The sequence below is a fragment of the Candidatus Hydrogenedentota bacterium genome, from assembly GCA_019637335.1.
Taxonomy (GTDB): domain Bacteria; phylum Hydrogenedentota; class Hydrogenedentia; order Hydrogenedentales; family JAEUWI01; genus JAEUWI01.
Genome location: JAHBVV010000002.1, coordinates 191,964 through 214,209, shown reverse-complemented (window position 1 = coordinate 214,209; position 22,246 = coordinate 191,964). Strand labels below are relative to the sequence as shown.

Below are 22,246 nucleotides of genomic sequence, written 5' to 3'. Positions count from 1 at the left end.
GAATGCAACGGCTAGATTGGGGTACTTACCATGAAGGCAATGACCGAGCAGTGGTCGATAGTCATAACGGGCCAGTGGAATCCTCACATTTTCAGTGCGGAGTGGGTTGCAAAGAATTTAATCGAAAAAGATGAAAGCGATATCAAGATCCAAGTCGGATTCAGCAGGGGATTCCCTGTTCGACTTCGGATGATAACGGAGCGCTTCACTCTCGTCCCCGCTCAAGATCGCATCGTGTTTCATCCCGCGGCCGGCAACGAGGAGGACTTAAAGATTCTCGAAGATGTCGCTCTAAAGACACTCGAAACACTTCCCCACACACCGGTAACAGGCTATGGGGTCAATTTCCATTTCCTTGATGATTCGAGTGGAGGTTTTGATCACAGCCTCTTCAATGCCGACGACTATGAGAAGTATAGTAAGTTCGATTGCGAGACTTTAGACAGGAAAATTTTTCGAAAAATAAAAATTGACGACCAGACAATTCTCAATCTCACGCTGGCCTTGATCGAGGACGTCAAGGTAGATATTGATATGAACTTTCACCGGTCCATATCAGCAAATGACCGCCCTGACGAATTGAAGGAAAAGCTGTCCGGATCGATAATCTCGCGATACGAGAAAGGACTCGAATTATTGAAGAAAGTCTACAACTTTGAACTGGACTTGGAGGATTTCAACGATGACTAGTACGATCCCAGCAAATGGCACCTCTAACGAGGTATACGTTGATGATTACAAGGAGGTCGATGAAGTTCACCCGGATGTGCGCGCCAAGTCTGGCAAGGGAAATGGAGATAACTTGCCGGATAGAGAAATTGTGATCCGGGCTGATGCAGCAATCGATTTGCAGGTCCGATACGATGTTCAATACGAACGCATACGTATTCTGAATCGGCTCTACAATTTGGGCGTACCAGAAACCGAAACTACTACAGATTTCTAAGGGGCTTTCGTTCTGGGTGGCGCACCAATGGATGCTAATCGACCAAATCCTATCCACTTCACGTATGCTGCGCCTAACGGAGATCTCCAGCAGGGAGATTTAATTGAGCGAAAAGAATTGGAGCAGTCCGGCGTCATTGCAGAACTTTCCACCCTCCCTCCCAATGTAGAGTATATTATTGTTGTGACCCAGAGTTGCGACATGGTCAAGCAGCGTATAAAGGCAGATCATATAGCATTAGTTCCAGCGATTTCGTTGAGTGAAATAATTGGAGAGAGAATCTCCAAAACTCAGACCCTTGAGGTTTCCAAACGTGCTGGCATATGCGGAATAAACCACAAAGATAAGCACGCCGGTTTTCTCAAGAAGCTGCTAAACAACAATGAGCCCCAGTACTTCTATTTCCACGAAGAACATCAGTTTAGCCTTGAGAAGCCGCTTTGTGCCCTATTGCGCAGGCAGGTGGTGGTTCCTACCGAGCCGTACTATGATAGAATTGTTGCGGCCCGCGTCCTCGCGCTTAATGAAGAGTTTCGAGCCAAACTCGGGTGGCTGGTCGGAAGTATTTATGGTCGAGTTGCAACTCAAGACTGGCCGGAGGAGGACGCAGATGAAGTAATCGAAACCATACTGACGGGTGCCTGTGGCTGGGAAAAACATGATCGGCTAAAGGCAGCCGAACAGGCGCGAAAAACTGGTGAAACAATCCCAACCGAGAAAACCGCGCTGGCCGAATACATTCGCAATATTCACATCCCTACCAGGCAGGAACAAATCCTGAGTAGTGTCAGAGAAGTCATGAGACGCGTGGTGTTGTCAGGGAAGAGCGGTGAAGAGGTTGCGGAGGAGGTGTGCCGGAAGCTGGCGGCGGACGCGGCTTTCAAGAAGTCGACGAAGCAGTAATAATTCGACTTATTCTCGCTATGCCGCTGTTTCGCGACCTGCGGAATTCCGCATGAAACCGAACCTCACCGGTGCCCCAATGAACGGCGCCAAGTTGCATTCTAAGATTGGATCGGTTGACTCTCCTCTCCAGCACTCTGGCGTGCGGCCCAGCCTGCGAAAGCGCCTGGGCATTGGACCCAAGAATCGCGGGGCCGCTTCCCGAATCATACGCCAGACAATCGAGGAAGGTCTGGTGAAACTCTACGACGAGAGTGCTGGCAAGAAACACATGAGATACGTGCCCTATTGGGCTTAGCTCAGTGGACACCCTTTTGTGTCACTTGATGAGACGAATGCTCCTGCTGACGCTCTAAGAATACTGTAAGTTGTTATAATAAAACACTTTACCGACTTCAGTCTTATATGCCATGCAATTGGTCACCCCTTGTTCGCTCGATTGTTATTGTCGGTTTTTGCCGAAAGGGTAGATATCCCCAAGCCGTGATTCGATGGTGGACGGAGCCACGGTGGCTGCGTGCCGAAGGAATCAAGGATGAGCGGTCCCGTTCGCTCGAAGGGAAAGGGCGCAACCATGACGGATAAGCAAATCGCCATCGTTACGGGCGCTACCGGCGCCATCGGCCAGGCGATCGCCCGCCAGTTGGCGGCGACGCCGGGTTTCGAGGTGGTGCTGGCCGCGCGCGATTCGCGGAAGGCGGAGCGGGCGGTGGCGGAGATTCAGGAGGCGACCGGCAACGAGGCGGTGCGATTTGAGTTGGTGGACGTTTCGCGGAAGGCGTCGGTGGAGGCGTTCGCGGCGCGCTGGACGGGGCCGCTGCATGTGCTGGTGAACAACGCCGCCGCCACCCCGCGGCGCCGGGAGGAAACGCCGGAGGGCATTGAGCTTCAATTCGCGACGAATGTGCTCGGTTATTTCTGGATGATCGAGGCGTTCACGGCGGCGCTGGCGGCGGGCGCGCCGTCGCGGGTGGTGAACGTGGCGAGCTATTGGGCGGGCGGCCTGGACCTGGACGACCTGGAATTCCGGCGGCGGCCCTACGACAACGACGCGGCCTACCGGCAGTCCAAGCAGGCGAACCGGATGCTGACGGCGGCGCACGCGGCGCGGCTGCGGCCCCACAACATCGTGGTGAACGCCTGCCACCCGGGCGATGTCAATTCGGCGCTGAGCAACAACCTCGGGTTCGGCGGCCACGAATCCCCGGACGAGGGCGCGGCGACCCCGGTGTGGCTGGCCACGGATCCGGCGGGGCTGGAATCCACCGGGCGCTATTATGAGCATGGGCGCCCGCGCGCGTGCCGGTTCATCGAGGACGCAAGCGCCGTGGAGCGCCTGTACGCCACCTGTGCGGCGTACTGACCACGCTCCCTCTTTCTGTCCAACGCGTTCAGCCCCGCCGGCGCGCCCAGATCACCATGGACGCGGCGCCGCCAACGTGGGCCAGCGGTCGCACCCGCGACGTCTCCTGGTAGTTGTGCGATTTTCCGAGCTGCACGTCGAATCCGGCCGTGTCGAGGATGCCCAGGATCTTCGCGAGCCGCCCGCGCGCGAATCCGGGGCCCTCGTGAAACTCGCAGAAGAGGTTTTGCACGTTTCCCAACATGGGCGCGGCCTCTTCGAGCACCGCGTCCTCGGCGCCCTCGATGTCGAGCTTGAGGAAATCCACGGGACCCCGGAGGTAGCCGCTCAGGCGAGTGCACTCAACCTCGATGGGTTCCAGGGCATCGCCCATTTCCGCCCGGTGGGCTGATAGCGACCCCGCCATGCTCCAACTCCGGGAGCGGTGGAACGTGGCCCTCCCCGCCGCCGACGCCAGGGCGAAGGGCAGGATTTCCACGTCCTCCCAGCCATTGCGCGCGACGTTCTCGCGCGCCAGGTCGCACAATTCCGGCACGGGCTCGAACGCGGTAATCCGCGCGTGGGGGTAAAGCGCCTTGAAGTAGTAAATCGCCAGGCCCATGTGGGCGCCGGCGTCGATAATCACCGGGGCATCCGAATCGCACGTAAAGTAGTAGTCCTCGTTCAGGAGGATCTCGTGGATCTGGGTCCAGAGCGCGTGGCGATCCGAGAAACGCAGCGCGCCGTGCGCCAGATGAACCACATCGCCGTCGGTAATGGCGTCGAGCACGCGCCCGCGTACGTGTTCCGGCGATTCGATGGCGTGCAGCGCGGCCCGGTAGCGCGCGCCGATATCCGGGCGATCGCGCGCCACGATGTCTGCCAAAGCTTCCCATTTCGCGGCCAGCGCGGCCATGGCGGCGGCGCGCGGCGCGGCGAGGGCCTGCTCCAGTGCGGCGGGCTGCGCGTCAAAATCGGCGGCGGGGACGCGCGCCCCGTCTCGAATGAGCTGGCCGGCGATTTCGTTGCGCGCCGCCTCGGAGAGGCCTTTCAGGTAGCGCCTGTCCTCCGCCAGCACCGGCGCGAGCGCGCCGTCGCCCTGGTGGCGGCAGGTGGCCCGAAGCAGCTCGGCGCCGTTTTCGAAGAGCACCGGCGCGATCGCGCGGCCGCCGCGCGCGCGGGCGAGGCGCCCCAGCCAGGCGGGGTCCAAATCCAGCACGACCGCCTTCAGGGCCTCGCCGCCGTTGCGCGTCAGGGCCTCCCGCAAGGCGCGGTAGGCGTCCGCCCGCAACAGCGCACGGAGGGGGGCGGCGTCGCGAGAAAGGGCGTAGCGTTGAAACGCGCGATCGCCGTCTTCCGAAAGCAGTTCGTCGAGGAAGGCCTCCAATTCGCGGGACGGAATGGATTGGAGCCCCTCGCGCAATGCGCGGCCCCCATCGCGGCGCAGCAGCCGCCAGAGCGCCGCGCGGAGACCGGGCCGCGCATGGAGCGCCGACACGATGGCGTCGGACAGCCCGCTTCTTTGTTCGTGCTCGTTCATGCTCTCCCTCGGCCTCGCGCCGCCCTCGGCGCGCCCCCATCTTACCACGCGCCCGGCGCGGGACGCCGGACATCAAAAATCCCGCCGGGCGCTTTCGGGGGCGCGCGGCGGGATGAACAATACATATGGCGGAGGAGACAGGACTCGAACCTGCAAGCCCGAAGGCGGCGGTTTTCAAGACCGCTGCATTACCAATTATGCTACTCCTCCGCGAGTAGGCTGTTGCGGTATTTTACGCGAATCGGGCCGGGATTTCCATGGGCGCGCGGGCGGCGCAGCGGGCTTGCGCAAACAAAACCCAAGGTGACCCCTGAGACGATGGGCTGGCGGAAACCAATTCGACAATCCGTCGTGTGGTTGCTTCTTCGGCAGATTTCTTGAACCAGCAACCCATATACGCATATGGGAAAAACGGGCGAAGTTCTGATATTGCCGCATACAGCGTATGGGAAAGCCAGGAAATCCCGTTTGCTGAAGTTCACCGGCAACCCACCATGATACGGCTTTCAGCCTTGGGCGAAATCTAGTTCAATTGTGCGGGAAACCTCTACGGGAGCCTCAGGCCCGCGAAGGCGGATATGCGAATGCGGCGCCTGAACTACCCAATGCTTTCCCTCGATTGCGGGAAAGGCGTCCAGTCTTCCTTTGGTTTCGGCCAAAGGCTGCCCTGCAATCCGTGGTCACAAATTCTGATCGCCGCCAGAGGCTGCCCAGTGCTCTCCGGGGGCGTCCATGCGCACGGCGGGCGGGTCTTGCGATCACTCCCGAGTTATGCTATCTTCCGAAAGAGGGGATGGGGGGGCGGGACGAGGTCGAAATCATGCAAGCTTCAGCCGATAGCCCCTTTGTCCTGAGCGACGCCGTATTGAATGCGCAGCGGCGACGCGTCTTCAGCATCAAGGTAGATGGCGCGCGCTTCTTCGTGAAGACCGATAGGGTGCGAAAATGCCACATGGGCCACCGGGTGCAATCCCTGCTCTATCGCGCATCGCGCAACCCGCTGATCGCGCCCACCATATTCCCCGATATCGCCTCCTCCATGGCCTACGAAGTCAGTAAGCTGGCGCGGCTGCGCAATAAGAAGTTCCCCGTGCCCGAGGTCGTATTTCGAGCCTCTCGCTATTTCGTCACCCGTGATGTGGGTGAGCCCCTCCACAAGGTCATCGGTAAAGATCAGGAGAATGCGGACTACTACGCACTGAAGGCCATGAGAGTTTTGGCCCGCCTCCACCGTGACGAGATTGCGCACGGAGGCGCCCAACTGAAGAACTTCACATATAAGGATGAGTCCGTTTACTTGATCGACTTCGAGGAGAATGTTGATCGCGCACATTTTGAGGACATGCGGCTCCGCGATCTCATTCTGTTCCTGATTCACGCCGAAAGCATGCGATTCGAGGTCTCCTACGCCGCGCTGATCGGTCAATACGAAGCGATATCGCGAAACGCCATCCGGCCATGCCTCCTGGGAATAGCGCGGCGCTATCGCATGTTACGCCTCGCCGAAAACCCCTTGCTGAATCCGTTCGGCATGAAGGACCTGCGCGCCTTCGCGCGGGTATTGACGAAACTGGCTGCGCTGGAGGGGGCCTGAATCTCCGTGTGGGGTCGCCTCCCGGCGCTCCGTACGGGGAGGCTTGCGCATCCTCAGTTCGGAATGGCCCATACGGCGATGTGCCGGGAGCGTTGATCTGGCGTCCCGCGGATCCCACTCACACGTGGTTGGATTCCGCTGTTGTGATTTGAGATTGAGCTGTGTTCCTCGTATCGGCGAACGCCTTACTTCAGACGACTTAAGTTATACTTAAGGCTGAAGTATGACGCCTTCTACCGATCACCGGCGCCCGCCGGCTTCCGAGAAGGGCCGGTAACCGGCCAGATCGAGGCGGCGCATCGCGACGTCAACCACGAAGAGCAGGAGCGCGGCCACGAGCAGCCAGGGGCCGATGTCGCGCCGTATGCGCACCGATTCATCGGCGTTTACGATGAAGAGATCCTCGATCGCGGGATTTACCGACCCGCCGGTATCGCGCGCGAGCGCCTCCAGGAATTCCGTGTTGGTTCCCAGATGGCGGTACTCGGGCTTGTAGGAGATTGTCAGCCCGCGGGTGAAGTCGGCGTACACGTCTTCGCCGGCCGCGTCCTGGGTCTGCCGAATTTTGAATAGGTAGCTGCCGGTTTCGCTGGTGTCCATGTCCGCCTCATAGCGGCCCGGCGCGGTCTGGCGGAGCGCAACCGTCTCGATCTCGCGGGATGGCCGCACCATCTGCACGGCGCCGTGCAGGCCGTTTACGAAGTCCCCGGCATCCGTCGCCGCGTCGACGATAATGCGCCCCGATTCACCGCGGTGCTCGATGCGCGTCTCGATCCCCCGCTGCCGCGTGTCGCGCAGGGTATCGCGCACGACCTGGGCCCAGAAGCGGCTGTAGCCCGGCCAGCCGAGCCAGTCGGCGGCCCAGCGGCTTTTCGCGTCCGACATGAAGGCGACGCTCTTGCCCAGGCCGAAGCGCCACGAGGCGAGCAGGGGATCGCCGCGCTCGGTAATGAGGGGCACTTCCGCCGTGGGCTTGGCGGTGCACACGACATAGCCCAGGAGGAAGGGCGTGCTGTCCCAGTCGATGGATTGAATGACCGGCGCGCTGCGCGTGACGATCGGAAGGAACGGCTCCTCCACCAGCGAGGATTTCGACGCGGACATGGTCTCCTTCGTGAAGATCTGCGGGATGTCGAAGGGATCGGCGGTGAAGTAGTAGCGGCCGCGGCCCCACCGCGCGATCTCCTGGAGCAGCGCGGTGTCCGCGCCATCCCCGACGGCGACGGTGGACACGGTCACCTGGCCGTTGACCATCCGGTTGACGATTCCGGCGTAGTCCCCGGGCTGCGACTGGCCGTCCGTAAGCAGGATGGCGTGCTTGAGCGTGGCGGGGACGGAGGCGAGCGCATTGGCCGCCTCTTCGAGCGCGGGGGCGATGTGCGTGCCGCCGCCGGCCTGGAGCTGCATGATCTGCTGGATGATGCCGGTCTGGTTGCCCGCGCCCTGCAACTCGACAATCCACTGCGGGGCCCCGTCGAAGGCGACCACGCCGGCGTAGTCCCGGCTGCCGAGCAATTCGACGGCCGCTATCGCCGCCTCCTTGGCGAGTTCGATTTTGTCGCCGCCCATGCTGCCGGACTTGTCGATGACAAGCATAATGGCGATGCTGGGCGTGTCCTTCTGCCGTTCCGAGCGCATGCGGACGGGCAGGGCCTGCTCGATGCTCGTGCGGTAGTAGCCGCCGAGGCCGAAGCTCTCTTCGCCGCCGATCATGATGAAGCCGCCGCCGAGATCCTCGATGTAGGAGCGTAGCAACTCCATCTGGCGGGCGCTGACGTCCGTCGCGGGGACGTCCGAGAAGATGATGGCGTCGAATGCGGCGAGTTCCTCCAGCGCGGCGGGCATGCCGCGCCCCTCGCGGTAGTCCACGCGGATGTTTTCGGCCTCCAGCGCGCGGGCGAGGTGGCGCCCTTCCCGCTCCTTCCCTTCGAGCAGGAGTATTCTGGGCTCGCCGGCCACAAACACCACGCCGGAAGACACATTATTGTCGGCGAAATGGTCCTCCGGCGCGGCTACGTGCAGCTCGTACTTGACGAGGCCGTCCGGGGCGCTCGTTTCGTCAAAGGTGATGGTGTTCGCGCCCGCTTCAAGCGCGATCTCCTGTTCGCCGGCCTTGAAGCCGTCCCGGTAGAGCGTGAAAGCGGCGGTGGAAGGCGCGGAGGCGTGGGCGACCGCCTGGATCCGGAAGGACTGCCCGCGTTTTACCTCGGACGGCACGGCGAGATCCTCCAGGAGGACCTCCGGGCGATCCGTTTGCTCCCAGGCGCGCGTATACACCTGTACGCCCCGCTCCGCGAGCCGGCGCGCCATCTCCCGCGCATCGCCGGCGGTTTCGTTGCCGTCGCTCAGGAGCAGCACGCGATTGACGGTGTCCGCCGGCATGGCCTCGCGCGCGAGCCGCAACGCATCGGCCAGGCGCGTCTCGCCGCGGTCTTCCGGCGGCGCGATGGCCTCGGGGAACTCGGGATTGCGCGTCACCGGGGCAAGTATCTCCGGCGTGGCCGCGATCAAAACGAGGCCGGCCCGGGCGGCGGCGGGCCTGGCCGCCTCGATGTCCGCCAGGATCGCGCGGGCCTGATCGGGAGCGTCCTCGGGCGCGGAGTCCGAGAGATCGGCGATGACCAGCACCGCCGGTTCGCGGCTCGCGCGAAGCCAGTGCGTGCCCGCGAGCGCCAGCACGATCAGCGCGATGACCGTGGCGCGAACTACGCCCGACAGGATCCGCTGGGCGAGCGGGCTACCGGCCAGCGAATACCGCAGCACGCCAAAGATGAGCGGCAGGGCGGCAAGCAACGCGAGGAGTCCCGGGCTTTCGAGCGCAAACGCCATGGGCTACTCCACCCAGCGCCGGTGGAACAGCCACCATTCGATTGCGAGCAGGGCCAGGGCCGCGTAGGCGAGGATCCGCCAGGGCGCGGCGCCAGCGCGGAAGGCATCGGGGATTTCGGGCAGGGGCTCGGCGGTCTCGACGGGCATCGATTCAGACACGTCGAGATTCGATTCGCGGCGGTGGGAAAGACTCGCGCCAAAGAGGGGAATGGTGTCCCCTTCGCCCGTGACGCCCTGATAGATGCCGGTTTTGTTGACCGCTATGCGGATTGGGGCCGGCGGCGCCTCGGGCGGCGCGCTTTCGCCGGGCGCGAGCACCCGCGCGATATCGAGACCCTGCGTCCACGGCGCGAGTTCGTCCAGCCCGAGCACCGCGCCGAGGGGCGGCCCGCGCCAGGTATCCTCCGCGCGAACTTCCGCGAGATACTGGATCGCGTTGGCGATGAGCATGGGAAACGCGGCGCGCAGGGGCAGGTCCGATTGGGCCGTGTTGAAGGCGACCACGAGCGCGCGGTGTTCGGCGGTATCGTCCAGCAGCACCAGCGGCTGGCCGAAGGAGGAAACCAGCGTCGCAAAGTTATCCGGTGCGGCCAGGCGGGGCGCGCCTCCGATCGTGATGTTCGCCAAGCTGAGCCGCCGGTTGATGGGGTGGTCCCGCTCCCAGTCCGTGATCATGGGATCCGCGATTTCGCCCTCGGCGGCGATGCCGAGCGTCGCGGGCCAGCGGCCGATATAGATCGCGTGCGCGTCCGGCGGGTTCTCCGGGGCCCATCCGTCGAAGACATAGACGGCGTGGCCGCCTTCCGCCGCGCCCGGAGCATAGGCGGCGGGCGGCGCCACCGAGAGGTCGATGCCGTCGGCCGTGGCGAGCGCGCTTTCGAGAAAGAGGTTGCCCTCGGTTACCAGCACGACCCGGGTATCCTCGACCGCCGGGAGCACGGCGTGGGCCGTGTCGTCCAGCGGGAAGGCGTCGCCCGTTTCCAGTTCGAGGCGCACCGGCCCGCCCTCGGGGCTGAACTGCCGTATGGAGCGGTGGGCCGCGCCGCGCGCCGGAATGGTCACTTCGTTGGCGTCCACGAGGTTGTCGCCGACGAAGAGCGCAAAGGGCAGCGTCCGCGGCTCGTCCGATTCGTTCACCACCTCGAACAGGATTTCAAAATCGCGCGGGGACGCGGGGAGCGGACGCGCCTGAAAAGCGACGATGCCGATATTGTCCTGGCGGGATCCCGCCGCGAGAAAGGCGAAGCGCATGTCCGGCGGCGGATCGAAGGGAACGGGATCCAGGGATCCGTCGCTGACCACATACACCCACGTTTCACGCGGGTCCGGCGGGAGCTGATGCAGCAGGTGGAGCGCGGCGGACAGGTTGGCGGGGGTGTGTTCGGGTTGGACGGCGTCCAGGGCCTCGCGCAGCGCGCGGCGGCTTTCCGTGAGGGGAACGACAATATCCGGCTGCGGGCCAACGGCCACGAGCATGGCGGCGTCCCCGGAGGCCAGGCCGGCGATGACGTCGTGAGCGTGGTCCCGCGCGATGTCGAAACGCGTCCGCTCCCCTTCGCGTGCGTGCATGCTTGCGGAAACGTCGACCAGGATGACGACGCGCCTTGCGCCGAGCGCATCGCTCGCGAGAATGGGCCGGGCGAGCGCGAGGATCAGTAGGAGCAGGACGAGGAGTTGCAGGAGGAGCGAAAGCAGCTTGCGCAGCCGCGTCACGGAGGCGACGCGGTGCTCGTCGCGGAGGATGTCGTCCCAGAAGAGCAGCGTGGAGACGGTGACCCGCGCCCGGCGCTGCTTGAGGAGATAGAGCAGGATCACGGGGATGAAAAGCAGGAGCCCGAGAAATGCGAGGGGGTAGAGGAAGCTCATGAACGCGCCCCCGCGAGAACTACGCACCCGGCGAAATGACCTGCGCGCGATCTATTTGACGGTGATAATTGGGAGCGCAGGTCGAAGATGCGCCGCGGTGGACGGCTCGCCTGCATCGCGCAACTTCGTTGCGCCGTGCCGGCAGCGATGCCGGCGCTCCATCGCGCGCACTGTCGTTGGGTCGGGCTATTGCGAGGACGCCCACTTTCCGCGCTGGGATTCGTGCAACATTGTTGCCCCTTGCAGGCGGGCGGTTGATTGGCTGGCGCGGTCTTGTGGCTCCACGAGGCGGCGCGGGCGACCGGGCGACCGGGTTGCCGCCGGCTACGCTCCTCGTTGCCGCGCGTGTAGCTTCGTCCCGTCATTGCAAGAGCTTCCCGCGCCGTAGCATCTGCACGACGGTCTCCTGGAAGGGGGTGCTGGTGACACAGCGCGCGTAGCCCATGCCGTGCGAACGGCAGTAGCGCTCGACGCGATCGCCGTGCGCCGCGAAGGCCTGCCGGTAGCGCCGCAGGAGTCCCTCGGTCACGGTGACATCGCGCGCGCGCCCGGTTTCGCCGTCGATGAGGCGGAGATCGCCGAGCAGCGCCGGTTCGGCCTCCTGGGGCGAGACAATGTGAATGACGTAGGGGTCGAACTTCTGGTAGCGGAGCGCGTTGAGTCCGGGGATGACGCCGTCGCGATCGTAGAGGTCCGTGAACAGAATCACCATGCCGCGCTTCCGGCGGCTGGCGCCGAAGCGCCGCAGGGCGGCCGCCATGTCGGTCACGCCGCCGCTGCGCCGGCCCTCAAGGAAGTGCAGCAGCTGAAAAACCTTGGCCTTGCCCCGGATCCGTAGCGTATCCGCCGCCGCCCCGGGCACATCGTCCACAAACGGGATCACGTGCACGCGATCGAGGCTCGCGAGGCCGAGGTAGCCGATGGCCGCGGCGAGGCGCCGGGCGTAGAGAAATTTGTCGGGATCGCCGAAGCCCATGCTCGCGGAGCAATCGAGGAGGAGGTAGATGTGGAGATCTTCCTCCTCCTCGAAGAGTTTGAGGAAGAGATGATCCGTGCGGAAGTAGACGCTCCAGTCGATGAAGCGAAAGTCGTCGCCCGGGGCGTAGGGCCGGTGGTCGGCGAACTCCACGCTCACGCCCTTCTTCCGGCTGCGGCGCTCGGCCTTCAGCTGCCCGCTGAGTATTTTTCGGGCGATGATGTTGAGGTAGGCCAGCGTTTCGAGAAAATTGTCGTCGAAGAGGGGCTCCCCTGCCGGCGCGGACCGGGATTCCACCGGCGCCCGGACGCCCCGCCCGCCGCTCATGCCACCGCCACCTTCACCTGCGCCAGGATTTCCTCCACGATCGCGTCCGTGCTGATTTCCTCGGCCTCGCCCTCGAAATTCAACAGGATCCGGTGGCGCAGGGACGGCTTCGCCACAGCGCGGATGTCGTCCTCGGCGACATTGAAGCGGCCATCCAGCAGCGCGCGCACCTTGCCGCCGAGAATCATGGCCTGCAACCCGCGCGGGCTCGCGCCGTACTTCCCGTATTGCTTCACCATCGGGGTGGCCCGATCGGAGGACGGATGCGTCGCGACGAGGATGTGCGCGGCGTAGCGTTCGACATGTTCCGCGATGGGCATATCGCGCACGGTGCCCATGAGCTGGACCACTTCCGAATCGCTGAGCGCGACGCCCGCGCGCGGCATTTCGCGCACAGTGGTGCGCCGGGACACCTCGACCAGGTCATCGACCGAGGGAAAGCGCACGTAGAGCTTGAAGAGGAAGCGGTCCAGCTGCGCCTCGGGAAGGGGGTAGGTGCCTTCCATTTCCAGGGGGTTCTGCGTGGCGATCACGAAGAACGGGCGCTCCAGGTGGCGGGTTTCCCCCGCCGTGGTGACCGATCGCTCCTGCATGGCTTCCAGCAGCGCGGACTGCGTCTTCGGCGTGGCCCGGTTGATTTCGTCCGCCAGCAGGATCTGCGTGAAAACGGGGCCGGGCTGGAAGGTGAAATGCTTCTGGCCGGACTCGTCCTCGATCACGATCCGCGTGCCGATGATATCGGTGGGCATGAGGTCCGGGGTGAACTGAATCCGGGAGAAGCCGCAGGAGAGGGTGTCCGCGAGCGTATGGACCATGAGGGTCTTGCCGATGCCCGGGACGCCTTCGAGGAGCACGTGGCCGCCCGCGAAAAGGCCCGTGAGGATGTCCTCGACAATGTCGCGTTGGCCCACCACGACCCGGGCGATCTCGTCCCGAACCCGGTTGAAGGCGTCCACAAACTGCCGCGCCTCCTGCTCGAACTGGCTGTTCACCGCCATGGAATCGCTCCCTGCCTGATGTTGCGCGCCTCGGCCGCGGTTCACCCATGTCTCGACAGGGCGCCCGACAGCGGAAAGAGCCCCCATGCTACCCCCGGGCGCGGCGGGTGTCAAGGCGCGATAGGTCGGCCGCGCGCGCCCGGCCGGCTACTCCTCCTCGGGCCGGATGGCCTGGAAGTAGCGCTTGACGTGGAATCGGTGGCTCAGGGGCACGTCCTCGCGGTCCAGCGCCTGCTCCGCCACGCCGGCATACTCGTTGTAGACCTCCCGCGCGCTTCGCTGGCTCGGCGCCATCTGGCCCCCGGTCATTTCAACCTCACTCGTCACCGGGCCGTCCCCCGCCGTCCCCCGCACCTGGAGCATTTCGCGGTAGCTGTCGTTCAGGCGTCGGGCATCCCCCAGGGGATCGGCCTCGCCCCGCCCCGCGCTCGTGGACGGGTCATCGCTCAAGCGGTTGTCCTCGCCCTGCCCCAAGCCCTGGCCCGGCTTCTGGCCGTCGCCGCGCTTGGCCATCATTGAGCCTGCCGCGCCCAGCCCCATCTTCCCCAGGGCCAGGCTGTTCGCGGCGTCCTTCATCGCCTGATAGCCGTTGCACTGTTGCATCTTGCCCTGAATCGACTGAAAAGAGCGGGAGACGCCGTCTTTATCGCCGGCGCCCACGGACTCGGACGCCGCGTCAAAATCGGCGATAAGCCCGCCCGATTCCTTGTCGCCCGACGCCTGCCGCATGGCCGCCGCCGCATTCGCCATCCGCTGGGCGAGCTGTTCCCGGTTCTCGTTGGAAACGCCGCCCTCGTTCAACTCCCGCGCAAGCGCTTCCATCGCGCGCGCGGCCTCCCCATGCCGCTTCTCGCGAATTGCCTCGGCCACCGGCCGCGCGGATTCGCTGGCCATCAAATGGGGAACGGCCTGGTCGAGCTGGCTGCTGACCTCGTCCAGCCCCGCGGCTTCCATCCGCGCGTGGAGCGCCAGGTCGAGCCGGGCAAGCTCGATCATCACATCGCGCGGGTCCAATTCGTTGCGGGCGAAATTCTGTTCGATCTCCCGCAGTTTCTCCGCGATATCCGCCAGGGCCCTTTCCTCTTGCGCCAGCGCCTCGATTTCCTCCCGCACCTCCGCGACTTCCGCGAGCTGCGCGTCGCGAACCGCGTCCGGTGTGGGGGCGGGGGCGATCTCGGAATACGTTGCGGGGACAAAAAAGCTCGCGATAAACACGCCCAGCACTACGAGCGCGAGATAGGGCATTCGCGGATTCTGCAGCCGGACCAGCGAGGCCAGATCGGTGTCGTAGGCCGTCCGGATGGCGTCGCGCACCTGCAATTCCTGCTCGCGCGTGAGCGACTCCTGGCTGAGGAACTCCCAGGCGCTCGAAATCCGGTCCTTGAGCGCGCCGCGCTCGTCCATCTCGAAGGCCTGGTGCAGGCGGGTCCCCTGATGCAGGAACGCATAGCCAACCGGCACGAGGGCGAGCGGCACGAGCGTAATAAGCGCGATGGAAGGCGAGTAGTAGCCCCCCAACCACCGTTGATCGGCCATGATTGCCAGCGCCCCGAACGGAAGCAGCACCAGCGCCATGCGGCACAACATGCCTCCCCACGCCTCAAGAATCAGCCAGAATTGAAGCTGCCGAAGGAAAGTGGCAAGTGTTCGTTGCCAATCGCTCTTCATAATCAAATACCCCTGCGCTGCACCTCAACTTGCACCCCAGTGTAGACCTCGCGCCCCCTTCTGTCAAGTGAAAATCCCGACTTTTTTCGCGTGTATGCGGATCAAGCCCGCCCAAACCCCCGCGCCTCCACCAAAACAACCTCAAAAAAAAGTAGGATAGGCGTCCCGCCTGTCCCCAGCGCCGCCAGGCGCCCAGGCGCACACCCCGCCCGTACAACCCCACGCCAGCCACAACAAAACCAAAGGACACCACCCCGCACCCTCCCGCGAAAAGACCAATGGACGCCACCCCGAATCCGGGCGAAGCCCCGGTTCAACCCACATCCACCCCGACGGAGCGCCGGCATCCCTGCCGGCCCACACCGCGCCAGACCACCCCCACGCCGCCCGCACAACCCAGCCCAGAAACCCCGAACCCAGCAACAGAAGCGCGGACCATTGGGAGCGCGGACGGCCCGCCCGCATCGCGCCGCAAGGCGCACACGCCGCCCGCACAACCCCAAGCCAGCCGCAACAAACCCAATGGGCGCTACCCCACGCCCTGGCGAAGCCCCGGTTCAATCAGGACGCACCCCGATGGAGCGCCGGCATCCCTGCCGGCCCACACCGCGCCAGACCACCCACACGCCGCCCGCACAACCCAGCCCAGAAACCCCGAACCCAGCAACATAAACGCGGACCATTGGGAGCGCGGGTCGAAGATGCGCCGTGGTGGACGGCCCGCCCGCATCGCGCCGCAAGGCGCACACCCCGCCCGCACAACCCCAAGCCAGCCACAACAAAACCAATGGACGCCACCCCGAATCCGGGCGACGCCCCGGTTCAACCCACACCCACCCCGATGGAGCGCCGGCATCCCTGCCGGCCCACGCCGCGGAGCGGCGGGGACTGCATTCCCACGGAGACCGTGGGAACGAGTGGGGGAGAGGGGCTGCCGACAGCGGGTTACGCCGTCGCTTTCCGAACGTTCGCGCCGCGGAGGGCGTCTTCCACCATCCCGGCGACAAGCTGGATGTAGTCGATGCCGGTGGCGCCCGGCGGCCATTCGAACGACTCCACACCAAATTCTCCGTTTGACATGACCCCATCAAACGCTATTCAATTGGGTTCGTCGGTCCACAACGTTGAACAAAGTGCTTCACCGCGAGACCGAGCCGAGATTAAGGAGAATACGATGGCCCGCAAGCGCAAAGTTGTCCAGGCTGCTGTAGCCGCTGCCGTGTTGTGCCTCCTGGGCGCGCTGTCTTTCCCATTGGCCGCCGAGGATCCCGAAGAAGGATTCGTGAGCCTCTTCGACGGCAAGTCCCTGGATGGCTGGCACCTCATGAACGGCGCGCAGTTCTTTGTGGAGGATGGCGTCATCAAGCACGATGTGGGCCGCGGCTGGCTGCGGAGCGACAAGCAATATTCGGACTTCATCTTCCGGGTGGAGTTCCGCTTCCTCGAGCCCATGCAGGACGGCGGCGTCTTTCTCCGCGCCACGATGGAAGGCGAAAGCCGGCCGGACAAGAAGTACGAGGTGCAGGTGGAAAACAGCGCCCGCATGGCGACCATCTTCGGCGCGGAGCATGAACTCGACGTCGAACGGGTGAAGAAGGTGCTCAAGCCCGACGGCGAGTGGAATGAATACGACATCAAGATCGTCGGGCCGAGCATTGAAGTTCGCCTGAACGGCGAACTCGTCGCCAGCTCCAAGGCCGCCGACGCGCTGACCCGTGGCTATATCGGCCTCCAGGGCGAAGATGGTGCTCACGAGTACCGGAATTTCCGGATCAAGGACATGAGCAAGTAGCGGCCTGCGCCGCCCCACGCGACCCGCGCCCCCCCCCACACCCCGACCGCACAACCCTGCGCCAGCCCCAACAAGACCAATGGACGCCACCCTGACCCCGGGCGAAGCCCCGGTTCAACCCACACCCACCCCGATGGAGCGCCGGCATCCCTGCCGGCCCACGTCGCGCCAGACCACCCACACGCCGCCCGCGCAACCCAGCCCAGAAACCCCGAACCCAGCAACAGAAGCGCGGACCATTGGGAGCGCGGGTCGAAGATGCGCCGTGGTGGACGGCCCGCCCGCATCGCGCCGCAAGGCGCACACCCCGCCCGAACTACCCCAAGCCAGCCGCAACAAACCCAATGGGCGCTACCCCACGCCTTGGCGAAGCCCCGGTTCAATCAGGACGCACCCCGATGGAGCGCCGGCATCCCTGCCGGCCCACACCGCCCAGACCACCTACACGCCGCCCGCACAACCCCAAGCCAGCCGCAACAAACCCAATGGGCGCTACCCCACGCCCTGGCGAAGCCCCGGTTCAATCAGGAGCGCACCCGATGGAGCCATCCCTGCCTGCCACGTCGCGCCAGACCACCCACACGCCGCCCGCACAACTGCCAGCCGCAACAAACCCAATGGGCGCTACCCCACGCCTTGGCGAAGCCCCGGTTCAATCAGGACGCACCCCGATGGAGCGCCGGCATCCCTGCCGGCCCACACCGCGCCAGACCACCCCCACGCCGCCCGCACAACCCCACGCCAGCCCCAACAAAACCAATGGGCGCTACCCCACGCCTTGGCGAAGCCCCGGTTCAATCAGGACGCACCCCGATGGAGCGCCGGCATCCCTGCCGGCTCGAGCCGCGGAGCGGCGGGGACTGCATTCCCACGGAGACCGTGGGAACGAGTGGGGGAGGGGGCCTCGCGAAAGCGGGTTACGCCGCGTCCTACCAATTCCATAGCGCCACGCCAACGTCAACCTCGACCGCCGCGGCGCGCTGCGCCACCAGTTTCCACAAGTCAAATTGCGTCAGAATTAACCCTAGACAAGTGAAGCGCAAGCCATGCTACGGTAGCTGTGTAGCGCGACATTCGAGAAGTCACCCACGGCAGACCCATCAATTGTCAGGGCAATGGCGAGTAGCTCCATGAACTGGTTAATTTCAGCGAATGAAAATATCTAGTTTCGGTGTCGGAAAGCCGTAGTGACAAAATGAAAAACAAATGGCCTACTCCCTTTGGACAAAAGAACCGTGGTGGCAACCACGGAAAGGAGCAGGCCATGAGAACGAAAACTGTGAGTCAAATGTACCTGGATTTTGTGCTGCCGTCAAGTCCGACGAAAGTGGTGGCGGCGTACCGGAAGAAATACGGGGCCATCAACGAGCTTCTGCTGGCGAATCCGTCCGTGCTCGACCTTGTTCACGCGGATTTCTGCCGGTGGCTCTCGACTTCGGAAAAGGGCCGGCGCAGCGAGTATACCTCGGAGGAGATTCTGCGGTGCCTGGTGGTGATGTTCGTGGAGGGGGACAGTTACCGCAACCTGGTGGTGCGCATCGAGAACAGCGATTTCCTGCGCGGTTTCGTGGGGCTCGGCTTCGCCAAGCCGATGATGGATTTTTCCATCGTGGGCAAGGCCTTCGCCGCGCTGTCGGCGGAGACCTGGCACGCGGTGAACCAGTCGCTCGCGCAGCACGCGAGGGACGGCGCGTGGATCAGCGGCGAGAAATTGCGCACGGACACGACGGCGTATGAGGCCAACATTCACTACCCCACGGACTCCTCGCTCTTGTGGGACAGCTTCCGGGTTCTGTGCCGGACCCTGCGCCGCCTGCAGAAGGCGTGCCCGGAATTGGGCCTGGCGCACCGCTATCACGACAAAGAGAACACAGAAGTTCTGATTGAACCGCGAATTAACGCGAATGGACACGAATTAAGAAATGATTGATTCGTCGTGGGATTCCGAGGCTGTATTCCTGACTTCCATGGGCCGTTCGAAGTCGGCGCTCACGCTGTCTCAGCCTGGAAGGCTAAGCCACGTTGGCGGACGTTGAACGTGTGGGGTGACGACGGCTCTGCGAGGCCAATTCGGGATATCTTGCCAAAAAAAAGTTGACGGATAGTAAGCACGGATTGCATTGCCAACCGGCATCGTCCATAATCGATGAACACCACGCAAAAGGGAGCTTTCGCATATGCCCGTTGTCGTTCGCGCAGCCCGCTACACACGTTTCGCTCTCCTGGCGGCCCTGCTGGCCTGGACCACGCCCGCCGCCGCGGACACCGAAGCGGGGGGTAAGGACCCGATGCAAACAGGATTCCTCCAGCAGACCATCGAAGTGCACGGAAAAGCCCACCGCTACGTGCTCTTTGTGCCCGAGGCCTACACGCCCGAATCCGAGTGGCCGCTCATCGTCTTTCTGCACGGGGCCGGCGAACGTGGCGACGATGGCCTCGTGCATTCGAAGGTCGGCCTCGGCCCCGCCATCGAAAAACACCCCGATCGCTTTCCGGCGCTCGTCCTCATGCCGCAATGCCCGAAGGACGCCAACTGGGACACGCAACACGACGTCCTCGAAGCCCAGATGGCCGCCGTGCGCGCCGCGTATGCGGTCGACGACAAACGCGTTTACCTCACCGGGCTCTCCATGGGCGGCTACGGAACCTGGCTCTGGGGCGCCATCCACACCGATACCTTCGCCGCCCTTGTACCCATCTGCGGCGGAGGCGACCCCGCCGATATCCAGCGCCTGCTCGGCACGACCGGCGGGAATCCCTACGGCAGCCACGCCTCCCGCGTACGCGCCCTGGCAGCTGTCCCGATCTGGGCCTTCCACGGCGGCGCCGACACCGTCGTGCCGCCCGACCGCTCCCGCGCCATGGTGGAAGCTGTTCAAGGCGCCGGCGGAAACATCCGATACACCGAGTATGAGGGGGTTGGCCACAATTCCTGGGACGCGACCTACCGGGATCACGACGTGATCTCCTGGTTGCTTGCGCAAGGCAAGTCATGAGCTATTCCTACGACCATCCCCGGCCCATGGTGACCGTGGACATCGCCGTCCTTCGCCAGGGGCCGAACGGGCCCGAGATCCTGCTGATCCAGCGAAAGAACGAGCCCTTCCAGGGCGCCTGGGCCATGCCCGGCGGCTTCGTCAACGAGCAGGAAGATCTTGAGGACGCCGCCCGCCGTGAACTCCAGGAGGAAACCGGCCTGACCGGACTACCCCTGAGCCAGCTGTACACCGTCGGCACACCCGGGCGCGATCCCCGCGGACACACCATATCGATCGTGTACGTCGCGGCTTGCCCCGGCAACGCGGAAGTCACCGCCGGCGACGATGCGGCCGCCGCGCGCTGGTTCGCCGTGGACCGGCTTCCGGAGATGGCCTTTGACCACGCGGACATACTCGAACACGTGAACATACGCACGGAGGAGGATGCCTTCGATGAAAGTGAGTGATTCCGACGCCCTGATTGTCGTGGACGTGCAGAACGACTTCTGCCCCGGCGGCGCGCTGCCCGTGCTCGGCGGGGAAGGGGTCGTCCGCGTCATCAACCCGCTCCAGATGAAGTTCGGGAAAATCTACTTCACCCGCGACTGGCACCCCAACGACCACTGCAGCTTCAGCGAGGCGCCTGAATTCACCGATATGAGCTGGCCACCTCATTGCGTCCAGAACTCCCCCGGGGCCGAGTTCCACGGCGACCTGCACGTCCCCTCCGACGCCACAATCATCAGCAAGGGCGCCGATCCCACGCGCGAGGCCTACAGCGGCTTCGAAGGCACGGATCTCGCCCAGCGCCTCCAGGCCGATGGCGTGCGCCGCGTCTTCGTCGCCGGCCTCGCCACGGACTACTGCGTCAAGGCCACCGCGCTCGATGCGCTGCAGGCCGGTTTCGAGACCGTGCTCGTGGAGGATGGCTGCCGCGGCGTCGCCGATGAAACCGCCGCAACGGCCCTGGCGGAAATGCGCGCCGCCGGCGTCCAGTTCGCGCGCGGCGCGGATATCGTCCCGTGAGTCCCGATAGCCCCTGGTTCCGCCGCGAAGGCCTGGCGCTTCTCACCGATTTCTATGAAATCACGATGATGGCCGGCCAGTGGAAGGAAGATCGCGCCGGCCAGCGCGTCGCGTTCAATTATTTCTTCCGCAATCTGCCGCCGCACACTGGCTTCGCCGTGTTCGCCGGTCTCGGACCCTTTCTGGACTACCTCCAGAACCTCCGCTTCACCCGCGACGACATCGAGTACCTCCGCTCCCTGAAGGTCTTCGGCGATGGCTTTCTCGAACACCTCGAAGGCTTCCGGCCCCGCTGCACGGTGCAGGCCCTGCCGGAAGGCTCCCTCGTCTACCCCTACGAGCCGATCCTCCAGATCGAGGGCACGATCTTCGAATCCCTGCTCATCGAATCCGCCCTCCTCAACATCCTCAATTACCAGACGCTCATCGCCACCAAAGCCGCCCGCGTCTGCCTCGCGGCCAGCGGCGATCCCGTCATGGAATTCGGCCTTCGCCGCGCGCACGGCCCCGATGGCGCCGTAAGCGCCTCCCGCGCCTGCTACATCGGCGGATGCAACAGCACCTCCAACGTCCTCGCAGGCAAGGTCTACGGCATCCCCGTCGCCGGCACCCACGCGCACAGCTGGGTCATGAGCTTTCCCTCCGAGTTGGAGGCCTTCCGCACCTTCGCCCGGCATTATCCCGATCGCTGCGTGCTGCTCGTCGATACCTACGATACCGAAACAAGCGGCGTGCCCAACGCCATCACCGTCTTCCAGGAGATGCGCGAAGCCGGCATCCCCGTGCGCCCCGCGATCCGCCTCGATTCCGGCGACCTGTCCCGCCTCAGCAAAATCGCCCACCAGCAAATGCTCCAGGCGGGTCTGGAGAACCCGCTCATCGTGGCCTCAAACGATCTCGATGAGGAACTCATCGTCGACCTCAAGCGCCAGGGCGCCAAGATCAACGCCTGGGGCGTCGGCACCCACATGGTCACCGCCTACGATTCCCCCGCGCTCAGCGGCGTCTACAAGCTCGTCGCCATCGAAGAGAACGGCGCCTGGCAGAGCCGCATGAAAATCTCCTCCAACATCGAAAAGGCCACCGACCCCGGCCGCAAGCGCCTCGTGCGCTACTTCGACGCCGACGGCCATCCCGTTTGCGACGTCGTGTGTCTCGACGACGAGGAATTGCCGGAAACCGGCCTGGTGCGCGGACGAAACCGCATGTGGCCGAACCGCAAGGTCAGGTTCGGCCCCGCAACCCGCGCCGAAGACCTCCTGAAAACCGTCTTCCGCGATGGGGAACGCACCGGTGACGCGCCGCCGATCCACGCCATCCGCGATCACGCCCTGAACCAGATCGCCGCGCTCCCCGAAGAGCTCAAGCGCATGCGCAACCCCCACATCTACCAGGCGCTCCTCTCCGAAACCCTCGGCGCCATGAAAGATCGCATGCTCAGCAACCCCGAACTCGCCTAGC

General features: G+C 64.2%; 17 protein-coding genes and 1 tRNA gene. 11 read left to right on the top strand and 7 right to left on the bottom strand.

The annotated features are described in order from the left end of the window. The first annotated feature begins 30 nt into the window (after positions 1-30). The 4 genes from KF886_04410 (at position 31) to KF886_04395 (ending at position 3,212) form a co-directional block, all read left to right on the top strand. Positions 31-690 carry a hypothetical protein gene (locus KF886_04410; protein MBX3176580.1) on the top strand — a complete coding sequence of 220 codons (660 nt, stop codon included), beginning with the start codon at positions 31-33 and terminating at the stop codon, positions 688-690. Next, the gene (locus KF886_04405; GenBank protein MBX3176579.1) at positions 683-946 is read left to right on the top strand and encodes a hypothetical protein; all 264 of its coding nucleotides are present in this window, start codon (positions 683-685) and stop codon (positions 944-946) included. Before KF886_04410 ends, KF886_04405 begins: the two co-directional genes overlap by 8 nt. Positions 947-973: 27 nt before the next feature. Further along, positions 974-1,849, top strand: a complete 876-nt coding sequence (locus KF886_04400; protein ID MBX3176578.1) for a hypothetical protein — start codon at positions 974-976, stop codon at positions 1,847-1,849. A gap of 574 nt (positions 1,850-2,423) precedes the next feature. Further along, positions 2,424-3,212, top strand: a complete 789-nt coding sequence (locus KF886_04395) for an SDR family NAD(P)-dependent oxidoreductase (protein MBX3176577.1) — start codon at positions 2,424-2,426, stop codon at positions 3,210-3,212. A gap of 28 nt (positions 3,213-3,240) precedes the next feature. Here the strand turns inward: KF886_04395 and KF886_04390 are convergent, their stop codons facing one another. Continuing rightward, positions 3,241-4,731, bottom strand: coding sequence for an FkbM family methyltransferase (locus KF886_04390; protein ID MBX3176576.1), 1,491 nt, complete (start codon positions 4,729-4,731; stop codon positions 3,241-3,243). Between the two features lie 126 nt (positions 4,732-4,857). Further along, a tRNA-Ser gene (locus KF886_04385) sits at positions 4,858-4,941 on the bottom strand. Between the two features lie 610 nt (positions 4,942-5,551). Here KF886_04385 and KF886_04380 point away from each other — a divergent pair. Next, positions 5,552-6,325 (top strand): hypothetical protein, encoded by a 774-nt coding sequence (locus KF886_04380; protein MBX3176575.1) that lies wholly within the window; start codon positions 5,552-5,554, stop codon positions 6,323-6,325. Positions 6,326-6,565: 240 nt separating this feature from the next. Here the strand turns inward: KF886_04380 and KF886_04375 are convergent, their stop codons facing one another. The 5 genes from KF886_04375 to KF886_04355 form a co-directional block, all read right to left on the bottom strand. Next, positions 6,566-9,154, bottom strand: coding sequence for a VWA domain-containing protein (locus tag KF886_04375; GenBank protein MBX3176574.1), 2,589 nt, complete (start codon positions 9,152-9,154; stop codon positions 6,566-6,568). 3 nt (positions 9,155-9,157) lie between these two features. Then, positions 9,158-11,020 carry a VWA domain-containing protein gene (locus KF886_04370; GenBank protein MBX3176573.1) on the bottom strand — a complete coding sequence of 621 codons (1,863 nt, stop codon included), beginning with the start codon at positions 11,018-11,020 and terminating at the stop codon, positions 9,158-9,160. A 361-nt stretch (positions 11,021-11,381) separates the two neighbouring features. Next, on the bottom strand, positions 11,382-12,323 hold the full coding sequence (locus tag KF886_04365) for a DUF58 domain-containing protein (GenBank protein ID MBX3176572.1): 942 nt from the start codon (positions 12,321-12,323) through the stop codon (positions 11,382-11,384). Beyond that, positions 12,320-13,321: a MoxR family ATPase gene (locus KF886_04360; protein ID MBX3176571.1), complete on the bottom strand. Its 1,002-nt coding sequence runs from the start codon at positions 13,319-13,321 to the stop codon at positions 12,320-12,322. The genes KF886_04365 and KF886_04360 overlap by 4 nt, the downstream gene beginning before the upstream one ends. A 147-nt stretch (positions 13,322-13,468) precedes the next feature. Then, complete coding sequence (locus KF886_04355) at positions 13,469-14,908, bottom strand: hypothetical protein (protein MBX3176570.1); 1,440 nt, start codon at positions 14,906-14,908, stop codon at positions 13,469-13,471. Positions 14,909-16,163: 1,255 nt separating this feature from the next. Here KF886_04355 and KF886_04350 point away from each other — a divergent pair. From KF886_04350 to KF886_04325, 6 genes are all read left to right on the top strand, one after another. Then, complete coding sequence (locus tag KF886_04350) at positions 16,164-16,781, top strand: DUF1080 domain-containing protein (protein MBX3176569.1); 618 nt, start codon at positions 16,164-16,166, stop codon at positions 16,779-16,781. Between the two features lie 1,264 nt (positions 16,782-18,045). Then, a complete protein-coding gene (locus KF886_04345) occupies positions 18,046-18,711 on the top strand; it encodes a hypothetical protein (protein MBX3176568.1) in 666 nt (221 codons plus the stop codon). 247 nt (positions 18,712-18,958) lie between these two features. Further along, positions 18,959-19,777, top strand: a complete 819-nt coding sequence (locus KF886_04340; protein MBX3176567.1) for a dienelactone hydrolase family protein — start codon at positions 18,959-18,961, stop codon at positions 19,775-19,777. Beyond that, a complete protein-coding gene (locus KF886_04335; GenBank protein MBX3176566.1) occupies positions 19,774-20,226 on the top strand; it encodes an NUDIX hydrolase in 453 nt (150 codons plus the stop codon). Before KF886_04340 ends, KF886_04335 begins: the two co-directional genes overlap by 4 nt. Beyond that, on the top strand, positions 20,213-20,785 hold the full coding sequence (locus tag KF886_04330) for a nicotinamidase (GenBank protein ID MBX3176565.1): 573 nt from the start codon (positions 20,213-20,215) through the stop codon (positions 20,783-20,785). Before KF886_04335 ends, KF886_04330 begins: the two co-directional genes overlap by 14 nt. Before the next feature lie 65 nt (positions 20,786-20,850). Next, entirely contained in the window at positions 20,851-22,245 is a 1,395-nt protein-coding gene (locus KF886_04325; GenBank protein MBX3176564.1) for a nicotinate phosphoribosyltransferase, read from the top strand. The last annotated feature ends 1 nt before the right edge of the window (position 22,246 follow it).

What these genes read in the sequence shown, in the direction of transcription:
- KF886_04330 (MBX3176565.1), top strand. Translation starts at nt 20,213, where the DNA reads ATGAAAGTGAGTGATTCCGACGCCCTGATTGTCGTGGACGTGCAGAAC.
- KF886_04375 (MBX3176574.1), bottom strand. Translation starts at nt 9,154, where the DNA reads ATGGCGTTTGCGCTCGAAAGCCCGGGACTCCTCGCGTTGCTTGCCGCC.
- KF886_04355 (MBX3176570.1), bottom strand. Translation starts at nt 14,908, where the DNA reads ATGTTGTGCCGCATGGCGCTGGTGCTGCTTCCGTTCGGGGCGCTGGCA.
- KF886_04405 (MBX3176579.1), top strand. Translation starts at nt 683, where the DNA reads ATGACTAGTACGATCCCAGCAAATGGCACCTCTAACGAGGTATACGTT.
- KF886_04340 (MBX3176567.1), top strand. Translation starts at nt 18,959, where the DNA reads ATGCCCGTTGTCGTTCGCGCAGCCCGCTACACACGTTTCGCTCTCCTG.
- KF886_04345 (MBX3176568.1), top strand. Translation starts at nt 18,046, where the DNA reads ATGAGAACGAAAACTGTGAGTCAAATGTACCTGGATTTTGTGCTGCCG.
- KF886_04400 (MBX3176578.1), top strand. Translation starts at nt 974, where the DNA reads ATGGATGCTAATCGACCAAATCCTATCCACTTCACGTATGCTGCGCCT.
- KF886_04410 (MBX3176580.1), top strand. Translation starts at nt 31, where the DNA reads ATGAAGGCAATGACCGAGCAGTGGTCGATAGTCATAACGGGCCAGTGG.
- KF886_04370 (MBX3176573.1), bottom strand. Translation starts at nt 11,020, where the DNA reads ATGAGCTTCCTCTACCCCCTCGCATTTCTCGGGCTCCTGCTTTTCATC.
- KF886_04325 (MBX3176564.1), top strand. Translation starts at nt 20,851, where the DNA reads ATGATGGCCGGCCAGTGGAAGGAAGATCGCGCCGGCCAGCGCGTCGCG.
- KF886_04335 (MBX3176566.1), top strand. Translation starts at nt 19,774, where the DNA reads ATGAGCTATTCCTACGACCATCCCCGGCCCATGGTGACCGTGGACATC.
- KF886_04360 (MBX3176571.1), bottom strand. Translation starts at nt 13,321, where the DNA reads ATGGCGGTGAACAGCCAGTTCGAGCAGGAGGCGCGGCAGTTTGTGGAC.
- KF886_04380 (MBX3176575.1), top strand. Translation starts at nt 5,552, where the DNA reads ATGCAAGCTTCAGCCGATAGCCCCTTTGTCCTGAGCGACGCCGTATTG.
- KF886_04395 (MBX3176577.1), top strand. Translation starts at nt 2,424, where the DNA reads ATGACGGATAAGCAAATCGCCATCGTTACGGGCGCTACCGGCGCCATC.
- KF886_04365 (MBX3176572.1), bottom strand. Translation starts at nt 12,323, where the DNA reads ATGAGCGGCGGGCGGGGCGTCCGGGCGCCGGTGGAATCCCGGTCCGCG.
- KF886_04390 (MBX3176576.1), bottom strand. Translation starts at nt 4,731, where the DNA reads ATGAACGAGCACGAACAAAGAAGCGGGCTGTCCGACGCCATCGTGTCG.
- KF886_04350 (MBX3176569.1), top strand. Translation starts at nt 16,164, where the DNA reads ATGGCCCGCAAGCGCAAAGTTGTCCAGGCTGCTGTAGCCGCTGCCGTG.